Source organism: Pseudomonas sp. WAC2 (assembly GCF_030403525.1).
GTDB classification, from domain to species: Bacteria; Pseudomonadota; Gammaproteobacteria; order Pseudomonadales; family Pseudomonadaceae; genus Chryseomonas; species Chryseomonas luteola.
On the sequence record NZ_JAUEPD010000002.1, the window covers coordinates 574,919 to 591,772 of the forward strand.

The window sequence follows — 16,854 nt, forward strand, 5'->3', positions numbered from 1 at the left end:
TATGACTGAAAGTGTTAACACAGCGGCAGCCGAGGAGGCTGCCGTTGGCGTTTCAAGAATAGCCCTTGGTGTAGAATACATGGGGGCTCGCTACCGCGGCTGGCAAAGGCAGCAGGCTGGCGTGATATCCGTGCAGGAAGCCCTTGAGAAAGCATTGAGCCGGGTGGCAGCTCAGCCTGTGACGGTTTCCTGCGCGGGTCGTACCGATGCGGCTGTGCATGCCAGCGGTCAGGTCGTGCATTTTGATACGGCGGTTGATCGTCCGCTTCATGCCTGGGTGCTAGGGGCAAATGCCAACCTGCCTAAGGATATTAGCGTAGCGTGGGCCAAGCCCATGCCTCATCATTTTAATGCGCGTTTTTCAGCCGTCGCGCGTCGATACCGCTACGTGATTTACAACGATCCTATTCGACCTGCTCATCTGGCCGAGCAAGTTACCTGGAATCACCGTCCGCTAGATGTTGAGCGAATGCGAAGTGCTGCGGCCCTTTTGGTTGGGACGCATGATTTTACATCGTTCCGTGCGCAACAGTGCCAGGCCAAATCTCCCATCAAGACTGTTCATCATCTGCATGTGCAGGTGTTCGGCTGCTTTATTGTGCTCGATATCAGGGCCAATGCTTTCTTGCACCATATGGTGCGGAACATAGCAGGCGTATTGATGACGATCGGCGCAGGCGAGCGGCCTGTCGAGTGGGCTGCCCAAGTGCTGGGCGCCTGCGATCGTAAAGCGGGAGGCGTGACGGCGCATCCCTATGGGCTTTATCTGGTCAGGGTCGAATACCCTGAAGAGTTTGATTTGCCTAAGCGCTACCTGGGGCCGCATTTCCTGTCGGCTCTCCCTGATATGGCGAACTGACTAAGCCTCCGCCTTCTGATACCATCGTCTGATTTTTCAGTCCGGGTAAAAAGACGTGTCAGCGGTCCGTGTGAAAATCTGTGGAATCACATGCGTCGAGGATGCATTGGCCGCCGCTCATGCTGGCGCCGATGCTATCGGGCTCGTCTTTTATAGAAAAAGCCCTCGTTCCGTATCGATTCCCCAGGCCAAGCGCATCATTTCTGCTTTGCCTCCATTCGTGACAACGGTAGGGCTTTTCGTGGATGCGTCCCGCTGCGAGATTGACGAAACACTGGATGCCTTGTCGCTTGATCTGTTGCAGTTTCATGGTGAGGAGACGGCAGCCGATTGTGCGCGGTATCGTCGGCCCTACATGAAAGCGCTGCGTATGAAGCCGGGTGAAGACATTGCTGCTCGTTGTCAGGAATACGCCAGTGCAAATGCCATCTTGCTAGATACCTATGTTCAAGGTGTTCCCGGTGGAACAGGGCAGGCATTTGACTGGGCGCAAATACCGCAGGGATTATCCAAGCCTATCGTGCTGGCAGGTGGGCTTGGGATTGAAAATGTAGCCGATGCCATTGCCAGAGTGCGTCCTTACGCTGTTGATGTCAGCGGCGGGGTAGAGGCAACCAAGGGTATAAAGAATCACGAAAAGGTTCGTGCATTCGTTGATGCCGTACGGCGTGGTTAGGATTAAAAGGATCAACTGAGGCCATGTGACGGTAATTGAATTAAGACCGTCAACAGGCTAAGTCGGGCCCGAACCGTTTCGGGTCATCAATGATTTTTCTGCTTGATAATTACTAGCAGAGTTTAGGTTGGGCTAGCCCGTTAGGGTGGAGCCTGGTGGCGTTGAGTTGGACATGCTGTTCAATCTCCGTTCACCATCAATTCATAATTCGCTCAGGGATTGTGTGTCGAGCTCAGGACTTGATACATGCGAGCCCATGCAAGTGGAGAGTAATGCATGAGCAATTGGCTGGTAGATAAACTGATTCCTTCGATCATGCGTTCCGAAGTGAAACGCAGTTCTGTACCTGAAGGGCTTTGGCACAAGTGTCCTTCTTGCGAGTCGGTGCTTTACCGCCCGGAGCTGGAAAAGAATCTGGATGTCTGCATGAAGTGTGGTCATCACATGCGCATCAATGCTCGTCGTCGTCTGGACATCTTTTTGGATGCGGACGGGCGCGAGGAGCTTGGCGCTGAGCTGGAGCCTGTTGATCGCCTGAAATTTCGCGACAGTAAGAAATATAAGGATCGTCTGACGGCCGCTCAAAAGGAGACTGGTGAAAAAGATGCCCTGATTGCCATGAAGGGCTCGCTGATGGGTATGCCGGTGGCGGCCTGCGCATTTGAGTTTTCGTTCATGGGCGGTTCCATGGGCGCGGTCGTGGGTGAGCGCTTTGTACGCGCCGCCAATGTGGCTCTGGAACAGCGTTGTCCGCTGGTCTGTTTTTCGGCGTCGGGTGGGGCTCGTATGCAGGAAGCGCTGATATCGCTGATGCAGATGGCCAAGACATCTGCAGTATTGGCGCGCTTGCGTGAAGAGGGGATTCCTTTTATCTCCGTCTTGACAGACCCTGTATATGGCGGTGTTTCGGCAAGTCTTGCCATGTTGGGTGATGTGATTGTTGCTGAGCCCAAGGCACTTATCGGATTTGCAGGCCCTCGCGTCATTGAACAGACTGTGCGTGAAAAGCTTCCGGAAGGTTTCCAGCGCAGTGAGTTCCTGCTTGAGCATGGTGCGGTGGATATCATTGTGCCGCGCGCTGAGCTGCGTAGTCGTCTCTCCAAGTTACTGGCTACCCTGCAGAACGTTCCTAGCCCGGCGGCCTGATGAACAACAAGTCCCTGGCCGATTGGCTGAGTTACCTCGAACAACTGCATCCCACTGCCATTGACATGGGCTTGGACCGCTCGCGCAAGGTGGCTCAGGCACTTGCGCTGGGGCGTCTGGCGCCTCGAGTCGTTACGGTTACAGGAACAAACGGCAAGGGATCGACATGTGCGTTCCTGGCTCGACTGTTACGTGCCTCGGGGTTGCGTGTCGGGGTTTACAGTTCGCCGCATCTGTTGCGCTATAACGAGCGTGTCTCCATTGATGGGCAGGACGTAGACGATCTGACGTTATGTGAGGCATTTGCTGCCGTTGAGGCGGCACGTCAAGACACTTCGCTAACGTATTTTGAAATGGGCACGCTTGCTGCCTTCTGGCTGTTCGCGCGTGCGGAGCTCGATGCGGTCATTCTCGAGGTTGGGCTTGGCGGTCGCCTGGACGCAGTTAATCTGGTCGACGCTGACTTGGCCCTTGTCACCAGCATTGGGTTGGATCACGCCGAATGGCTCGGTAACACGCGAGAAAGCGTTGCGTTTGAAAAGGCGGGTATTTTTCGTTCGGGAAAACCTGCCCTCTGTGGCGACCTTGATCCGCCTGTTCCACTGCTGGAGCAGGCGGAGCGTCTGAATGCTCCGCTGTTTTGCCGGGGTAAAGACTTTGATCTTCTTATGGAGTCCCATAGTTGGTTTTGGAAGGGCGTAGCCGCTGATGGCGAGGTGTTGACGTTGCCCGGCATCCCTTTCCTTGATCTTCCTATGGAAAACGCTGCGCTGGCTTTGCAGGCGTATGCGTTGCTAGATATCGAGTGGGTGCCTGAAAAGATAGTCCAGGCTCTTGTGGACACAGCCGTAGTAGGGCGGCTGGATCGCCGTCAGGTAAGTATCGATAACAAGCAAATTCACTTGCTTCTGGATGTGGGGCATAACCCCCACGCAGCAGAGTATTTGGCTCGGCGATTATCTGTACGCAAACCCAGCGGGCGTCGCCTGGCTGTATTTGGCCTGCTTTCTGACAAGGATTTGCACGGCGTTATTACACCACTGCTTGCAGTGATCGGCGAATGGTTTGTGGCTGAGCTGCCAACGCCTCGGAGCCGTTCTGCGCAAGAGCTACATGCTGCGTTGCGCAATCAGGGGCAGGCCGTGCATTGTCACGACACTATAAGAGATGCATTAAGTGCAGCGGCTAAAATGGCTACGGAAGACGATGAAATCATCGTACTGGGTTCTTTCTACAGCGTGGCAGAGGCGCTAGGCTGGTTGCATAGCCAAGCACAAGGGGAATAAAAAATGGATCGAGTGCTCAAGCAGCGTATCGTTGGTGCCTTGGTGCTGGTTGCCCTGGCCATTGTATTCATACCAATGCTTTTTACTCGTCAAGATGAGACCCGCCAGGTGGTTGTAGAGCCGGCACCTCGACCCCAGGCCCCTGCAATGCCTGAAGTAGCTGTAAAGCCGGTAGAGACGCCAGAGGTGATACCGGACAAGCCTGAGAATGCAGCTTCGTTACCCAGTGCGCCAATTGCATCCGTGCCGGAGATTTCCAATGCTGATGCGCCAGTTGCTCAATCTTCACAACCTAATGCTCCTGCCTCTCAGACCAGCGCACCTGCTGTAGCGCAGGCACCCCAGGCCAAGGCTGCACCAGCGGCGCCTCCGTCTACGCAGCCAGCGCCCGCCGCTCAGCCGGATAAGCGTCTGGACAACAACGATCTGCCTGTAAGTTGGTCCGTGCAATTAGCCAGTCTGTCTAACAAGGCTCGTGCAAATGAGCTGCAAAACACGCTGCGCAGTCAGGGTTACAATGCGTATGTACGCAGTGTGGATGGGATGAACCGAGTGTTTGTAGGTCCTGTCGTTGACCGAGGGGAGGCAGACCGCTTACGTGACCAGTTAAGCCGTCAGCAAAAGGTAAATGGCTTTGTAGTGCGTTTCCAGCCGGAACGCGGTTAACCAAATCGAAAGGCTCTGCTAATATGCAGGGCCTTTTTTAGTTGTGGGTCTCACCGTGGGCTTCACTTGGGCGGATTGGGCGATCATTGGCGTTATCGCTATTTCCAGTTTGATTAGCTTGAAGCGTGGCTTTGTAAAGGAAGCGCTTTCATTGCTGACATGGATAGTGGCAGGTGCTGTAGCATGGCTGTTCGGCGGTGCGCTGTCTCAATACTTCAACGACTATATCCAGATTCCTTCAGGGCGTATCATTGCTGCATGCGCGCTGCTATTCATTGCTACGTTGATGGTCGGTGCTCTGGTCAATTTCCTGTTGGGAGAGCTGATTCGGGTCACTGGGCTTTCAGGTACTGACCGTTTTCTCGGAATGGCTTTCGGGGCCGCACGTGGCGGCTTGTTGATCGTGGTACTGGTAGGGCTGCTGAGCCTGGCTCCAGTACAGCAGGATCCCTGGTGGCAGCAATCCGTATTGCTTCCCCATTTTCTTTTGGTGGCTGACTGGTCCAAGAACTTCATGTTGGGGTTTGCAGGGAACTGGATGACTCAGGCAGCCGTGCCGCACACGCTTAATGAGCTGGGTGGTATTGCCAAGTAAACGATGCGTTCACGCATCCAATCGAACTAGTCTTAACAGTGGGGTTCCGTCACATGTGTGGCATCGTTGGCATTGTGGGCAAATCAAACGTCAACCAGGCGTTGTATGACGCGCTCACCGTCCTACAACATCGTGGTCAGGATGCAGCTGGCATAGTGACCAGCCTGGACGGAAAGCTCTATCTGCGTAAGGACAACGGGCTGGTTCGGGATGTGTTTCAACAGCGACATATGCAGCGTCTAGTTGGCAATATCGGTATCGGCCACGTCCGTTATCCCACTGCCGGCAGTTCATCCTCTGCTGAGGCCCAGCCGTTTTACGTCAATTCGCCCTACGGTATTACGCTGGCGCATAATGGCAACCTGACCAATGTGGCTCAGCTCTCTCAAGAGATCTATGAGTCGGATTTGCGTCACGTAAACACCAATTCCGACTCGGAAGTGCTGCTCAATGTTTTTGCACATGAGCTGGCAGTGCGTAACAAGCTGCAACCCACTGAAGATGATGTATTTGCTGCCGTCTCTGGCGTACATGAGCGGTGCCGGGGAGGGTATGCCGTTATCGCCATGATAACCGGGTATGGCATGGTAGGTTTCCGGGACCCCCATGCCATTCGGCCAATCGTGTTTGGGCAGCGTCATACCGAAAAAGGCGTCGAGTACATGATCGCCTCGGAAAGCGTATCGCTGAATGTACTGGGGTTCACCCTCATTCGTGACCTGGCTCCTGGCGAGGCGGTTTACATTACTGAAGACGGTCGCTTGTTCACGCGCCAGTGCGCGGCAAATCCCAAATATGCGCCGTGCATTTTCGAGCATGTTTACCTGGCTCGTCCGGACTCCATTATCGATGGTATTTCTGTGTACAAGGCGCGGTTGCGCATGGGTGAAAAACTGGCTGAGAAGATTCAGCGGGAACGCCCAGATCATGATATCGATGTAGTTATTCCCATTCCGGATACAAGCCGCACTGCAGCACTGGAGCTGGCGAATCACCTGGGCGTCAAATTTCGTGAAGGCTTCGTCAAGAATCGCTATATCGGCCGCACGTTTATCATGCCGGGGCAAGCTGCGCGCAAGAAGTCGGTTCGCCAGAAGCTGAACGCCATTGAGCTGGAGTTTCGAGGCAAGAATGTCATGCTGGTTGATGACTCCATCGTTCGGGGTACTACTTGCAAGCAGATTATTCAGATGGCCCGTGAAGCTGGCGCAAAGAATGTATATTTCTGTTCAGCGGCGCCTGCGGTGCGGTATCCCAATGTCTATGGTATCGATATGCCCAGCGTCCATGAGCTGATTGCACACGGTCGCTCTACAGAAGACGTTGCGCGCCTGATCGGTACGGATTGGCTCATCTATCAGGATCTCAATGATCTGGTCGATGCCGTTCGTGGTGGCAATCCAAGTATCGAAAACTTCGACTGCGCAGTGTTTGATGGTCAGTACATTACAGGCGATGTCGATGAGGCATACCTGCTCAATATCGAGCAGGCCCGTAATGATGCCGCTAAAACCACGTCACATGCGGTGCATGCCATCATCGACCTGTACAACGACTGAGGAGCTTTTGCATGAGTCATGACTGGGACGCCGGGCGGCTTGATAGTGACCTGGACGGTGTGGGTTTCGATACCCTTGCCGTTCGCGCAGGCTACAACCGCTCGCCTGAGGGTGAGCATGGTGAGGCGCTGTTTTTGACATCAAGTTATGTCTTCCGAAGTGCAGCCGATGCGGCCAAACGTTTCGCTGGCGAAGTACCGGGTAACGTTTACTCGCGTTACACCAACCCTACGGTACGGACCTTTGAAACGCGAATTGCAGCGCTTGAAGGGGCAGAGCAGGCGGTAGCTACCGCTTCCGGTATGTCGGCCATTCTGGCGTTGGTGATGAGTCTGTGCAGTGCAGGTGATCACGTGCTGGTCTCGCGCAGCGTGTTTGGCTCCACCATTAGCCTGTTCGAGAAGTACCTCAAGCGTTTTGGTGTTGAGGTGGATTATCCGCCGTTATCAGATATCGAGGCATGGCGTGGTGCCTGCAAGCCGAACACCAGGCTTTTCTTTGTCGAGTCACCTTCTAACCCGCTTGCCGAGTTGGTCGACATCGCAGCGCTCGCTGAAGTAGCCCATGCCCAGGGTGCGCTTTTGGCGGTCGATAACTGTTTCTGTACGCCCGTACTGCAGCAGCCGTTGGCGTTGGGCGCTGATATCGTGGTGCATTCAGCAACCAAGTATATCGACGGACAGGGTCGTAGCATGGGTGGTGTGGTCGCAGGACGTGCCGAGCACATGAAGGAGCTGGTGGGCTTTTTGCGTACAGCAGGCCCCACGCTGAGTCCTTTCAATGCATGGCTGTTCCTCAAGGGACTTGAAACGCTGAAGATTCGCATGCAGGCGCACAGTCAGTCAGCACTGCAGCTGGCGCGCTGGTTGGAAGCGCAGCCCGGTGTTGAGCGAGTGTTTTACGCTGGCTTGGAAAGTCATCCACAGCATGAACTCGCCAAGCGCCAGCAAAGCGGCTTTGGTGCCGTGGTCAGCTTCGAGGTGGCAGGTGGCAAAGAGGCCGCATGGCGTGTCATTGATGCTACGCGCATGATCTCCATAACCACTAATTTGGGCGACACCAAAACGACCATTGCTCATCCTGCTACCACGTCTCATGGTCGTTTATCGCCAGCTGAGCGGGCCAATGCGGGCATCAGCGACAGCTTGATTCGCATTGCCGTTGGGCTGGAAGATATTGAGGACATCAAGACCGATTTGGCTCGAGGTATAGCAGCGTTGTGAATGAGGCATATCAAATGTTGACCGGTAGCAAGGTAGCGCTGGTTACAGGGGCGGCGCGTGGTATTGGGCTGGGTGTCTCGGCTTGGCTCATTACCGAAGGATGGCAGGTGGTTTTGGCTGATGTCGACCGTAGCCGTGGGACGCGTGTGGTGGAAGCGCTTGGCGATCGTGCCTGGTTCATGGAAATGGACGTGGCGAACGAAAGTCAGGTGGAGGCCGTCATTGCCGAGGTGGTGGGTCAGTTTGGCCGATTTGACCTTCTGGTGAATAATGCCGGCCTCTCCGACCCCCATAACGAGCCGTTGGAAACACTGACATTGGCACGCTGGAATCAGGTGCTATCGGTTAATCTGACGGGCGCTATGCTGACAGCCAAGTATGCCGCTCCCTATCTTCGTGCCAATCGTGGTTCCATCGTCAATGTGGCATCGACGCGCGCGCAGCAGTCAGAAATATCCACCGAAGCCTATGCTGCCAGCAAAGGAGGTCTTGTTGCACTTACCCATGCGCTGGCCATGAGCCTTGGACCAGATATTCGTGTGAACGCTGTCAGCCCTGGCTGGATTGATTCCCGGGATCTTTCTCAGCAACAGGCTGAGCCGTTGACGGAGCTGGATCATGAGCAGCATCCGGTAGGAAGGGTAGGCACCGTAGAAGATGTGGCAGCGCTGGTAGCCTGGCTTGCATCAGAGGAAGCTGAATTTGTTACCGGTCAGGAATTTACCGTTGACGGTGGAATGACCAAGAAAATGATTTATTTGGATTAAATGATAAATAAATCTTGACGGATCAAAGAGGTATGCGCAAAATGCGCGCCATCCAAGAGGGTGACCTCTTGATTCTTCCGGGCGTTAGCCCGACCGACGCGCAGCGGTAGTTCAGTCGGTTAGAATACCGGCCTGTCACGCCGGGGGTCGCGGGTTCGAGTCCCGTCCGCTGCGCCATTTTATCTTTGCTCTCATTAACATCCTTGTGCCATCTCCGAGCAACTCGAAGCATGACATGCCACTTGGATGATTATCTCAAAAGCTTGCTTCGTTAACTGTCAGGTTTAGTGAGCAGGCACTACTGCAAACACAAACGCTTAACCTTCCTTGCGAATAGCTTTGCGGAAATCTCCCGGAGTCAGGAGTGTCCAACGCTTGAACGCTCGCTGAAACGCAGCGGCAGAGGCAAAGCCAAGCACGTACGCCACTTCTCCAAAGCTTAAATCTGTATCGCGAATATAGCTTATAGCAAGCTCTCGACGCGTATCGTTCAAAATATCCAGATAACGTGTTCCCTCATCTGCCAGCTTTCGTCGCAGTGTCCAGGCAGGCATCTGTAGACGCTTTGCAATTTCTTCAAGCGAAGGCTCTCCGTTTTTTAGCAGAGGGCCGAGTATAGATACGATACGCTCGGTTAGACTGTGTTGCCGTGTAATCTGCTGCAGCTCAGTTCTGCAGATGTCCAGAAGCGCTTTCCAGGTGCCTGGAAAATAACTAAGACCTGGAAAGGCCAACGTCTTGGCATCAAGCATGATTGCATTGGTTTCTGCACCGAACTCCACCATGCAGCCAAAGCGTTCGTCGTAAGATGCCGTGCAGGAGGGGCGGGGATATTCGATCAGGACCCTGGTTGGCCTTACAGGATTACCTATGATGTTTCCTAGCATTGCGATCCATCCAGACAGTACTTGGTCTACCACGAATCGGTTGTAATCGTTGTAAGGACTGATGGAGTAGAAATGCATCCAGGCATGGCTGTCTTGGCGAGTGAAGCGAGACTGTCCACGGTAATTGCTGCCGTACAACAATTCATAATCCAGCAGCGTACGAGCGGCGTCTCCCAGTGTTGGTGCATGCAGGCTGGCTATGCCGGCAAGGCCTAGATGAACAGGCAGGCTCTGCTGGCCGATATCCAGTCCTAGAGCAGGCTCCTGGGTAAGTTGAATGGCAGCATGTCCCAGTCGCATGTATCGGGGAATGGACAGGCGTGCATTTGGTGTTGCAAACGTCGAGTCATCAATGCCGAAGCGGAGCAACAGCGTCGTTGGATCGTGGCCTCTGGCACGTACCGCGTTGGCCAGGGCGTGGACAAATCCTACTGATAAATCACCCAGGCGCAGGCGCTTTCGATTCATAGCCAGAGGTTTAGCAACTTGGCGCCGCCCTGTGGGGTATCGAGTGGCGTGAGAATCGGTTGCTCCTTGAGCATAAGCTTGCTCTTAGGCGTTGAGCGAAGCCCCCATGCTTGACCGCTGGCAAACACCTGAACGCCAGCATGCGCCCCGGTAGCCTGAAGTGCTTGGCGTATGTCCAGCGTGCTGCGCTCGCTCAGGGCGGGTATGACCAAAAGGTCCGTCTTTACGTTCGCCTGCATGTCAATTGAGTCGCTGCCTAGGATGACGCCTAGCTTGCCGGCAGCAGTTTCAATGACTTGTGGCGTGATGCCGGTATGCTCTTTGCCGGATAGCCAGGGGCTGCGATACGGTTTTGCCAGTGGATGGCCCGTTGGATCAAACACTACGCAGGTGTTGTAGAGCTTGCCTGTACCCACCCGCAATAGGCCTTCCTTCACGCGTGGAGAGGGTAGAACGATCGAGCCCGCCACAACAGTAACCGAAAACTGGCGAGCCAGCCCGCCAAACAGGATCTGATAGTTTCCTGCCATATCCCAAGCTTTCATTCTCAGCAGGGCTTCATCGAATCGCTGATCGCTTTTTGATGCAAGCCAGGCACGGGTGAACTTGACGGGGTTGCTGAGGGCCAGCCACTGGCGAGCTTCGTTTAGCTGGGCAGTGTTGTAAACGATAGGTTTCTCGCCAGTAAGCATAAGCCCTGTTCCAATATGCTCAGGGAATACCACAATCGTCTTGTCATTGAGCAATCCCTCGCGCTGGGCTTTAGCGAGGTAGCCTTCGAGCTTCAGTCGCAAACGTTCAGGGGTCTGGTAGTCGAGTGCAAACAGCTCCGGCTGAATCGCCAGCAGGTTGCCGTGGCCCTTGGCTTCGCCTGCATTGATTGCCAGCTCGCTTCGCAAATCCGATAAATAATGAAAGGTCGGCCGTTGGGCTATCCAGCCTGCGACTGCAGCGAAGATGCAGATGATGAATAGAAATACAAACTTGCGCATTAAAGCTCCGCGTTGAACCAGGCGAGCCCAAGGGCTTGAACACTCTGGCTGAAAATTCCACGTCAGGGTAGGGAAAATGCCTTTAAAAGCCAAGCCGGGGGTGTGCACCATGGTTAATGACTTGTCATTTACGGTGATTGAGTCTGCGGGACAGGCAGCTTATGTTTTTCCCATAACGTCCATAACAGGCTTTTAGCCATTGGCCTTGGAGATTCCCGTGACTGCTATTCATTACCCTCACTTGCTTGAGCCGCTAGACCTGGGTTTCACCCAGCTGCGAAACCGAACACTAATGGGATCCATGCATACAGGGCTTGAGGAGCGGCCGGATGGCTTTGAGCGCATGGCGGCTTATTTTGCCGAGCGTGCCCGCGGTGGAGTTGGTCTGATCGTGACTGGAGGGATTGCGCCCAACGAGGAGGGTGCGGTGTATAGCGGTGCGGCCAAGCTTACTACTGAGGAAGAGGCTTACCGCCACAAGACAGTCACTCAGGCGGTTCATGACTGCGGTGGAAAGATCTGCCTGCAGATTCTTCATGCAGGACGTTATGCCTATACCCCAAAGCTTGTTGCCCCTTCGGCTCTTCAGGCACCTATCAACCCTTTCAAGCCAAAGGCACTGACTACCGAGGAAGTCTACACGCAGATCAATGACTACGTCCGGTGTGCCCGATTGGCTCAGCTCGCGGGTTACGATGGTGTAGAGGTAATGGGGTCGGAAGGATACTTCATCAACCAGTTTATCGTGGCGCGAACCAACCATCGTGAAGATGAGTGGGGCGGATGCTATGAGAACCGTATCCGCCTGGCTGTAGAAGTGGTACGGCAGATCCGGGAAGCAGTGGGTGAGGCGTTTATCGTGATCTTCCGTCTGTCCATGCTGGATCTGGTAGAGGACGGCAGTAGCCCGGAAGAAATTATGCAACTGGCCCAGGCGATCGAGCGGGCTGGCGCCACGCTGATCAATACCGGCATTGGCTGGCATGAGGCGCGCATTCCCACGATTGCGACACTGGTGCCAAGGGGAGCATTCAGTCAGGTAACTGCTCAGCTGAAGGGTAGAGTGAATATCCCCTTGATTGCTACCAACCGCATCAATATGCCGGATATGGCAGAGCGCATACTGGCAGAAGGGCAGGCGGATATGGTCTCCATGGCGCGCCCGTTCCTGGCTGATCCTGAGTTCGTTATAAAGGCTGCTACAGGACGGGCAAATGAGATCAACACGTGCATCGCCTGTAACCAGGCCTGCCTGGATCATACCTTTGCGGGCAAACTGACCAGCTGTCTAGTCAATCCAAGGGCGTGCCATGAAACCGAGCTCAACTACAGCCCTGTCAGTAAGACCAAGCGTATTGCAGTCATTGGTGCAGGACCGGCGGGTTTGGCAGCAGCCACCATAGCAGCACAGCGGGGCCATTCAGTGACCCTGTTTGAGCGCTCCGAAATTATCGGGGGGCAGTTCAATGTTGCCAGGCGTATACCGGGCAAGGAGGAGTTCAACGAGACGCTTCGCTACTTTGGGAAACGTCTTGAGCTTACAGGCGTTACCGTAAGGCTGGGGCACGAAGTGCAGGCTGAAGAGCTGATTCAGGGCGGTTATGACGATATCGTTCTAGCGACAGGAATCGTACCGCGTACGCCATCCATCCCGGGTATTGAGCATCCGTCTGTCATCAACTATCTGGACGCCATATACGGACATAAGGACATTGGTGCACGGGTAGCGGTTATTGGTGCGGGAGGAATAGGGTTTGATGTGGCTGAATTTGTCACTCATCAGGCGCATCTGGATACCTTGAGTCCGACAGCCTTCTGGCGAGAGTGGGGAATCGACACGACCCTACAGGCCAGAGGGGGAGTTACAGGTATTTCGCCTGAGCCTACACCCCCTGCTCGAGAGGTTTATCTGTTACAGCGTAAAGCGACCAAGATGGGCGAAGGCTTGGGCAAGACAACAGGTTGGATTCACCGCACCAGCCTGAAACACCATCAGGTAAGAATGCTGAACGGGGTGGAGTATCTCCGTATTGATGATCAAGGATTGCATATTCGGATTAGTGAAGACGTTCGGGTCCTGGCCGTTGATACCATCATTGTCTGCGCGGGGCAGGAGCCCAAACGAGACCTGTTGGATGCCCTGTCTTCGGCGGGACAGCGTGTGCATGTTATTGGAGGGGCGGATGTGGCTGCAGAGCTTGATGCCAAGCGGGCTATCAATCAGGGTGCCCGCCTGGCAGCGATGTTATGAAATCTGACTGCATGCATTGAAACAGCTTGCCAAACAATAATGTGCATAGGTGCTGAGTCGTTCACATAAGCCACCTAGTCTTTTAACTGAAAGGCCCTAGACTGTAGCAATGGGTTTAGGGCCGATGTGCCTTAAATAAAAGTGTTGTGCTGTCCGGTTGTACGTCCGGTGCCAAGGCGCCTATGAGTCATGCGCTTTTCCAATGGGTCGAGGACTGCCCCATGAATACATTGAATAAGGCTCAACGAGCCGAAGCGGTGCTGTTCTTTGATGAAGAAGGATCAGTCATCAAAGAAATGCTCTATCACGAATTCGAAGCATTGCTGGATGCCTTCTTTGCGTTGCCCCAATTCGCCCATCGGCGAGTTCGGCTGGCCTATGTGACGATCGATCTACAGCTGTGCATCCGATCAGGTGTATTTTTCTATCTGGATTTCACCCGTACGGGGGCTGCAGACCCCAATTGGAACATTCCGCTACGCGAAATGGCCGAGCGCGCCGGGCGTGGCCCGGATCTGGGTGCAGGACCTATCAGGCTTGCCTGTCGCAGTCAGTGTCCAATTTCCTGGCATCAGCCCAGCCTGTGGGACCCTGAACTTGTCGCAGGTCGAAATGACCTGATTGAGCTTCGAGAGTGCATCAAGCGTAATCAGCTTGGGCTGGCCCGTACCGAGGCTGTCGTTGACGAAGTCAAACCTGAACAGCTTCATATGGCAGAAGAGCATCAGTGGTATGTTCAAGAGCCCTCTGCGTCGACTGTACATGTTGATCTGGCCAATCTCGAACAAGAGCATCAGGCAAAGATGGACCACCTTGTGCGCCAGCAGCGGCTGCGTATCCTCGCCCTAACGCGCAAGCATGAAGAGGAGCTGGTTCAGCTCAAGCAGGAAGCCGAGCACCTGCAGGCTGCCTTGGCTGAGCAGGAGCGGATGAACGGTATGCTGATGAAAAAGCTGGAGCAGGAGGCCAGTCAGTATCGTTCGACTCGAAATGAGCTGACTCAGCAATTGCGAGCCCTGGAGAAAAACAGCGAATACAAGCTCGAGGCGTTCAAGATTCAATTCGAGGCCGAGCAGCAGGCCCGTATCGAAACGGCAGTAGCCGACTACAAGGAACAATTAGCCATCCGGGAAGTTGAGCTGGCTTATCGGGAGGAGCTGGACTCGCAATTGGAAGAAGAGCTCGAGCAGCTCAAGGCGAAATGTGCACGGCTTGAAGCGGGGAGTGGCAGCAAGCTGCTTGAAAGAATGGCAGACAGTGGCGTCATATTCGTGACTTACCAGCCTGGTGCAGGGCACATGACACTGTCACGCACGGATGTCATGCGGTTTGTTGAAAGCCCATTGGCTTACACAGCTATGCACTGCCGGGTGACACAACCGCATTACGAGCAATGGCTCTCTCATTACAAGCATCCTGTTTGCCAAAGGAAATTACCGGGTGGTACGCCGTGTAGTAAGCCGCTCCAACGTGTTGACTCACCTCGCCAGTTCATTCGAGGCGAGTCTGACTGCTGTCCTCAGCATCAAACAGCGGCGTTTCTGAAAAACCAGGCAGGTTAGCATTGGACTTGTTGTTAAAAAGTCCACCGCTGGAAGAAGTTGCAACCACATGGCTGAGCAAGGCGGGAGTCCGACTGGCACTGCTTCGACTTGATGAAGTGGACCCTCTAGTCTCCGGCAACAAGAGTTATAAGCTGGCGGCTTACCTCCAGCAGGCACATACCAAACGGGCTTCAGGATTGATTAGCCTCGGTGGCCCGCACTCCAATCATCTGCATGCACTTGCAGCTACCGGACAACGGCTCGGCTTGAAAACTGTAGGGCTCCTGAGAGGCGAGCCGCAGGATACGCCAACAGTTGATGACCTGCGCAAATGGAAAATGGAGTTGCACTGGTTGGGTTACGGAGGTTATCGGGCCCGACGCGATGACGAGTTCTGGGGTGAATGGCTGGCACGTTACCCAGGCTATTTGCCTATTCCCGAAGGGGGCGGTGGCTCGCTGGGCATGCAGGGGTGTATACCTCTGGTTGCTTATATTAAGACGCAGCTGAACACGATTGGCTGGTCTGATTATGATGCGCTGTGGGTGGCTGCTGGTACGGGAACGACGTTGGCCGGTCTGGCTGTAGGAGAGGCTGGCAGACATCCTGTCATCGGGACGCTATCTGTCCCGCTGCGCTACAACGTTCCCGATCAGGTGGCGCGTTGGGTGCGCGAGGCGGGCCAACCTGATGCAGATATCCGTTGGCTCGATGCGAGTTTAGGAGGATTTGCACGTATTGATGCCGAATTGGCCAGCTTTATGGCCTCGTTCGAGACCGAAACACAAATACCACTCGAGCCACTTTATACAGGCAAGCTATTGCTGGCGCTTCGCCGTACGGTTGAAGCGGGTGATATTCCAGCCGGACAGCGCATTATAGCGCTGCATACGGGCGGTCTACAGGGGCGTCGGGCGATGCAGGACAACCTGTTAAAGCTGCTGAAGCACTAGATTAGTGTTCGGCCTTCTCCGGTATAAAAGGCCATGTCTCAGGTACCCAGAATAAACGGTGGTCTTCCTGGCCGTCCTCGTCAAGGTGCACAAGTAACCGAGGCCAATGGGGCTCGACGTTGAAGTCGAATGGAGCATGTCCATCGTGTCGGTGTGCAGGCGCAAGCCAGCGCTGCTTGGGAAGTAGTTTCCATGCGCCTTCCTCTTCAGGCTTCGCTTTATCAAAGCGTTGCCACAAACCCCGCAAATGGTGTGGGGAGCAGCTGGGAAATGGTGTGGCACCCGCGGGTGGATAAAACAGATAACCGCCCATCCATAGCCAAGGCTGGACAGAGACGATACCGAGTGTTTTAAACAGAACGCGTGCTTCCGGAGACTGCGACAAGGGTAACTGACGGTTTAGAAAGTGATTCAGCTTGCGTTCGAGTCGATCTTCGCCACCTGGGCCCAACCATTCCGGTGATTGCGGAAGGCCCGTTGCCAGATAATATTTAACCGCTACTTCAAGGTGATGAACGCCTTCATCATCTCGGATCAGAAGATCAAGCTCGCCCAGCGTATGAGTCGCCGTACGGAGCGGTAAGTTGGCTCCCAGCAACTCAACCCCAGGGGCATTGATGAGGGCGAATTGCCAGAGCAATTCGTAGTACCGCCCAAGGCGGCGGTCGCTTCCCTGGGTAAGCCAGCCTGTCAGCAATGCAGGACTTCGATCAAGCTCATGGAGCCAATCGGCTAATTTGCCAGGTTTTGCTGTCCAATTGCTTGCAGCCAAGGGGTGACGTTGTTCCGCTCGGTCCAGGATGGGCGGAGAGGTGATTACCCAGGCTAGATCACGCACCGCTGGGTGGCGAAGCGTGTAAGGCAGTACGGCCAGTGCTTGGAGTGGATTGCTCATCACTCAAGCATACGCCGAGTTGGACAAGGGTGTACGGTTTGCTGTGCCTTGCCGCTTGCCCGCATAATTTATCGACATTCCTGCCAT

At 54.6% G+C, this 16,854-nt stretch carries 15 protein-coding genes and 1 tRNA gene; 13 read left to right on the forward strand and 3 right to left on the reverse strand.

Annotated elements, in window-relative coordinates; translation table 11 throughout:
• The first annotated feature begins 1 nt into the window (after position 1).
• The 10 genes from truA (at position 2) to QWJ10_RS06910 (ending at position 8,954) form a co-directional block, all read left to right on the forward strand.
• Entirely contained in the window at positions 2–859 is an 858-nt protein-coding gene (gene truA / locus QWJ10_RS06865; protein ID WP_289924958.1) for a tRNA pseudouridine(38-40) synthase TruA, read from the forward strand.
• A gap of 55 nt (positions 860–914) precedes the next feature.
• Complete coding sequence (locus QWJ10_RS06870; protein WP_289924960.1) at positions 915–1,535, forward strand: phosphoribosylanthranilate isomerase; 621 nt, start codon at positions 915–917, stop codon at positions 1,533–1,535.
• Positions 1,536–1,811: 276 nt separating this feature from the next.
• Complete coding sequence (gene accD / locus QWJ10_RS06875) at positions 1,812–2,681, forward strand: acetyl-CoA carboxylase, carboxyltransferase subunit beta (protein ID WP_010794939.1); 870 nt, start codon at positions 1,812–1,814, stop codon at positions 2,679–2,681.
• Positions 2,681–3,967: a bifunctional tetrahydrofolate synthase/dihydrofolate synthase gene (folC, locus tag QWJ10_RS06880; protein ID WP_289924964.1), complete on the forward strand. Its 1,287-nt coding sequence runs from the start codon at positions 2,681–2,683 to the stop codon at positions 3,965–3,967. Before accD ends, folC begins: the two co-directional genes overlap by 1 nt.
• A gap of 3 nt (positions 3,968–3,970) precedes the next feature.
• Positions 3,971–4,633: an SPOR domain-containing protein gene (locus QWJ10_RS06885; RefSeq protein WP_289924966.1), complete on the forward strand. Its 663-nt coding sequence runs from the start codon at positions 3,971–3,973 to the stop codon at positions 4,631–4,633.
• Positions 4,634–4,688: 55 nt separating this feature from the next.
• On the forward strand, positions 4,689–5,228 hold the full coding sequence (locus QWJ10_RS06890) for a CvpA family protein (RefSeq protein ID WP_026003940.1): 540 nt from the start codon (positions 4,689–4,691) through the stop codon (positions 5,226–5,228).
• A gap of 53 nt (positions 5,229–5,281) precedes the next feature.
• Complete coding sequence (purF, locus tag QWJ10_RS06895) at positions 5,282–6,787, forward strand: amidophosphoribosyltransferase (protein ID WP_010794935.1); 1,506 nt, start codon at positions 5,282–5,284, stop codon at positions 6,785–6,787.
• Positions 6,788–6,798: 11 nt separating this feature from the next.
• Positions 6,799–8,010: an O-succinylhomoserine sulfhydrylase gene (locus tag QWJ10_RS06900; protein WP_019365767.1), complete on the forward strand. Its 1,212-nt coding sequence runs from the start codon at positions 6,799–6,801 to the stop codon at positions 8,008–8,010.
• 14 nt (positions 8,011–8,024) lie between these two features.
• Entirely contained in the window at positions 8,025–8,777 is a 753-nt protein-coding gene (locus tag QWJ10_RS06905) for an SDR family oxidoreductase (protein ID WP_019365768.1), read from the forward strand.
• Positions 8,778–8,877: 100 nt separating this feature from the next.
• Positions 8,878–8,954, forward strand: a tRNA-Asp gene (locus QWJ10_RS06910).
• Positions 8,955–9,094: 140 nt separating this feature from the next.
• Here the strand turns inward: QWJ10_RS06910 and QWJ10_RS06915 are convergent.
• Entirely contained in the window at positions 9,095–10,132 is a 1,038-nt protein-coding gene (locus tag QWJ10_RS06915; protein WP_289924973.1) for an AraC family transcriptional regulator, read from the reverse strand.
• Complete coding sequence (locus QWJ10_RS06920) at positions 10,129–11,124, reverse strand: carbon-nitrogen hydrolase family protein (protein WP_289924975.1); 996 nt, start codon at positions 11,122–11,124, stop codon at positions 10,129–10,131. The genes QWJ10_RS06915 and QWJ10_RS06920 overlap by 4 nt, the downstream gene beginning before the upstream one ends.
• 217 nt (positions 11,125–11,341) lie before the next feature.
• On the opposite strand from QWJ10_RS06920, the gene QWJ10_RS06925 reads away from it, so the two are divergent.
• From QWJ10_RS06925 to QWJ10_RS06935, 3 genes are all read left to right on the forward strand, one after another.
• A complete protein-coding gene (locus tag QWJ10_RS06925) occupies positions 11,342–13,375 on the forward strand; it encodes an NADPH-dependent 2,4-dienoyl-CoA reductase (protein WP_289924977.1) in 2,034 nt (677 codons plus the stop codon).
• 221 nt (positions 13,376–13,596) lie between these two features.
• Complete coding sequence (locus tag QWJ10_RS06930; RefSeq protein ID WP_289924978.1) at positions 13,597–14,937, forward strand: chromosome partitioning protein ParA; 1,341 nt, start codon at positions 13,597–13,599, stop codon at positions 14,935–14,937.
• Between the two features lie 2 nt (positions 14,938–14,939).
• Positions 14,940–15,872 carry a pyridoxal-phosphate dependent enzyme gene (locus tag QWJ10_RS06935; RefSeq protein ID WP_289924980.1) on the forward strand — a complete coding sequence of 311 codons (933 nt, stop codon included), beginning with the start codon at positions 14,940–14,942 and terminating at the stop codon, positions 15,870–15,872.
• Between the two features lies 1 nt (position 15,873).
• Here the strand turns inward: QWJ10_RS06935 and QWJ10_RS06940 are convergent, their stop codons facing one another.
• Positions 15,874–16,767: a DUF1853 family protein gene (locus QWJ10_RS06940; protein WP_289924982.1), complete on the reverse strand. Its 894-nt coding sequence runs from the start codon at positions 16,765–16,767 to the stop codon at positions 15,874–15,876.
• Positions 16,768–16,854: the final 87 nt, after the last annotated feature.

Bases quoted from the DNA above. Each gene is read 5' to 3' on its own strand.
- truA (WP_289924958.1), top strand. From the start codon at position 2: ATGACTGAAAGTGTTAACACAGCGGCAGCCGAGGAGGCTGCCGTTGGC.
- accD (WP_010794939.1), top strand. From the start codon at position 1,812: ATGAGCAATTGGCTGGTAGATAAACTGATTCCTTCGATCATGCGTTCC.
- folC (WP_289924964.1), top strand. From the start codon at position 2,681: ATGAACAACAAGTCCCTGGCCGATTGGCTGAGTTACCTCGAACAACTG.
- QWJ10_RS06885 (WP_289924966.1), top strand. From the start codon at position 3,971: ATGGATCGAGTGCTCAAGCAGCGTATCGTTGGTGCCTTGGTGCTGGTT.
- purF (WP_010794935.1), top strand. From the start codon at position 5,282: ATGTGTGGCATCGTTGGCATTGTGGGCAAATCAAACGTCAACCAGGCG.
- QWJ10_RS06900 (WP_019365767.1), top strand. From the start codon at position 6,799: ATGAGTCATGACTGGGACGCCGGGCGGCTTGATAGTGACCTGGACGGT.
- QWJ10_RS06905 (WP_019365768.1), top strand. From the start codon at position 8,025: ATGTTGACCGGTAGCAAGGTAGCGCTGGTTACAGGGGCGGCGCGTGGT.
- QWJ10_RS06915 (WP_289924973.1), bottom strand. From the start codon at position 10,132: ATGAATCGAAAGCGCCTGCGCCTGGGTGATTTATCAGTAGGATTTGTC.
- QWJ10_RS06920 (WP_289924975.1), bottom strand. From the start codon at position 11,124: ATGCGCAAGTTTGTATTTCTATTCATCATCTGCATCTTCGCTGCAGTC.
- QWJ10_RS06930 (WP_289924978.1), top strand. From the start codon at position 13,597: ATGAATACATTGAATAAGGCTCAACGAGCCGAAGCGGTGCTGTTCTTT.
- QWJ10_RS06940 (WP_289924982.1), bottom strand. From the start codon at position 16,767: ATGAGCAATCCACTCCAAGCACTGGCCGTACTGCCTTACACGCTTCGC.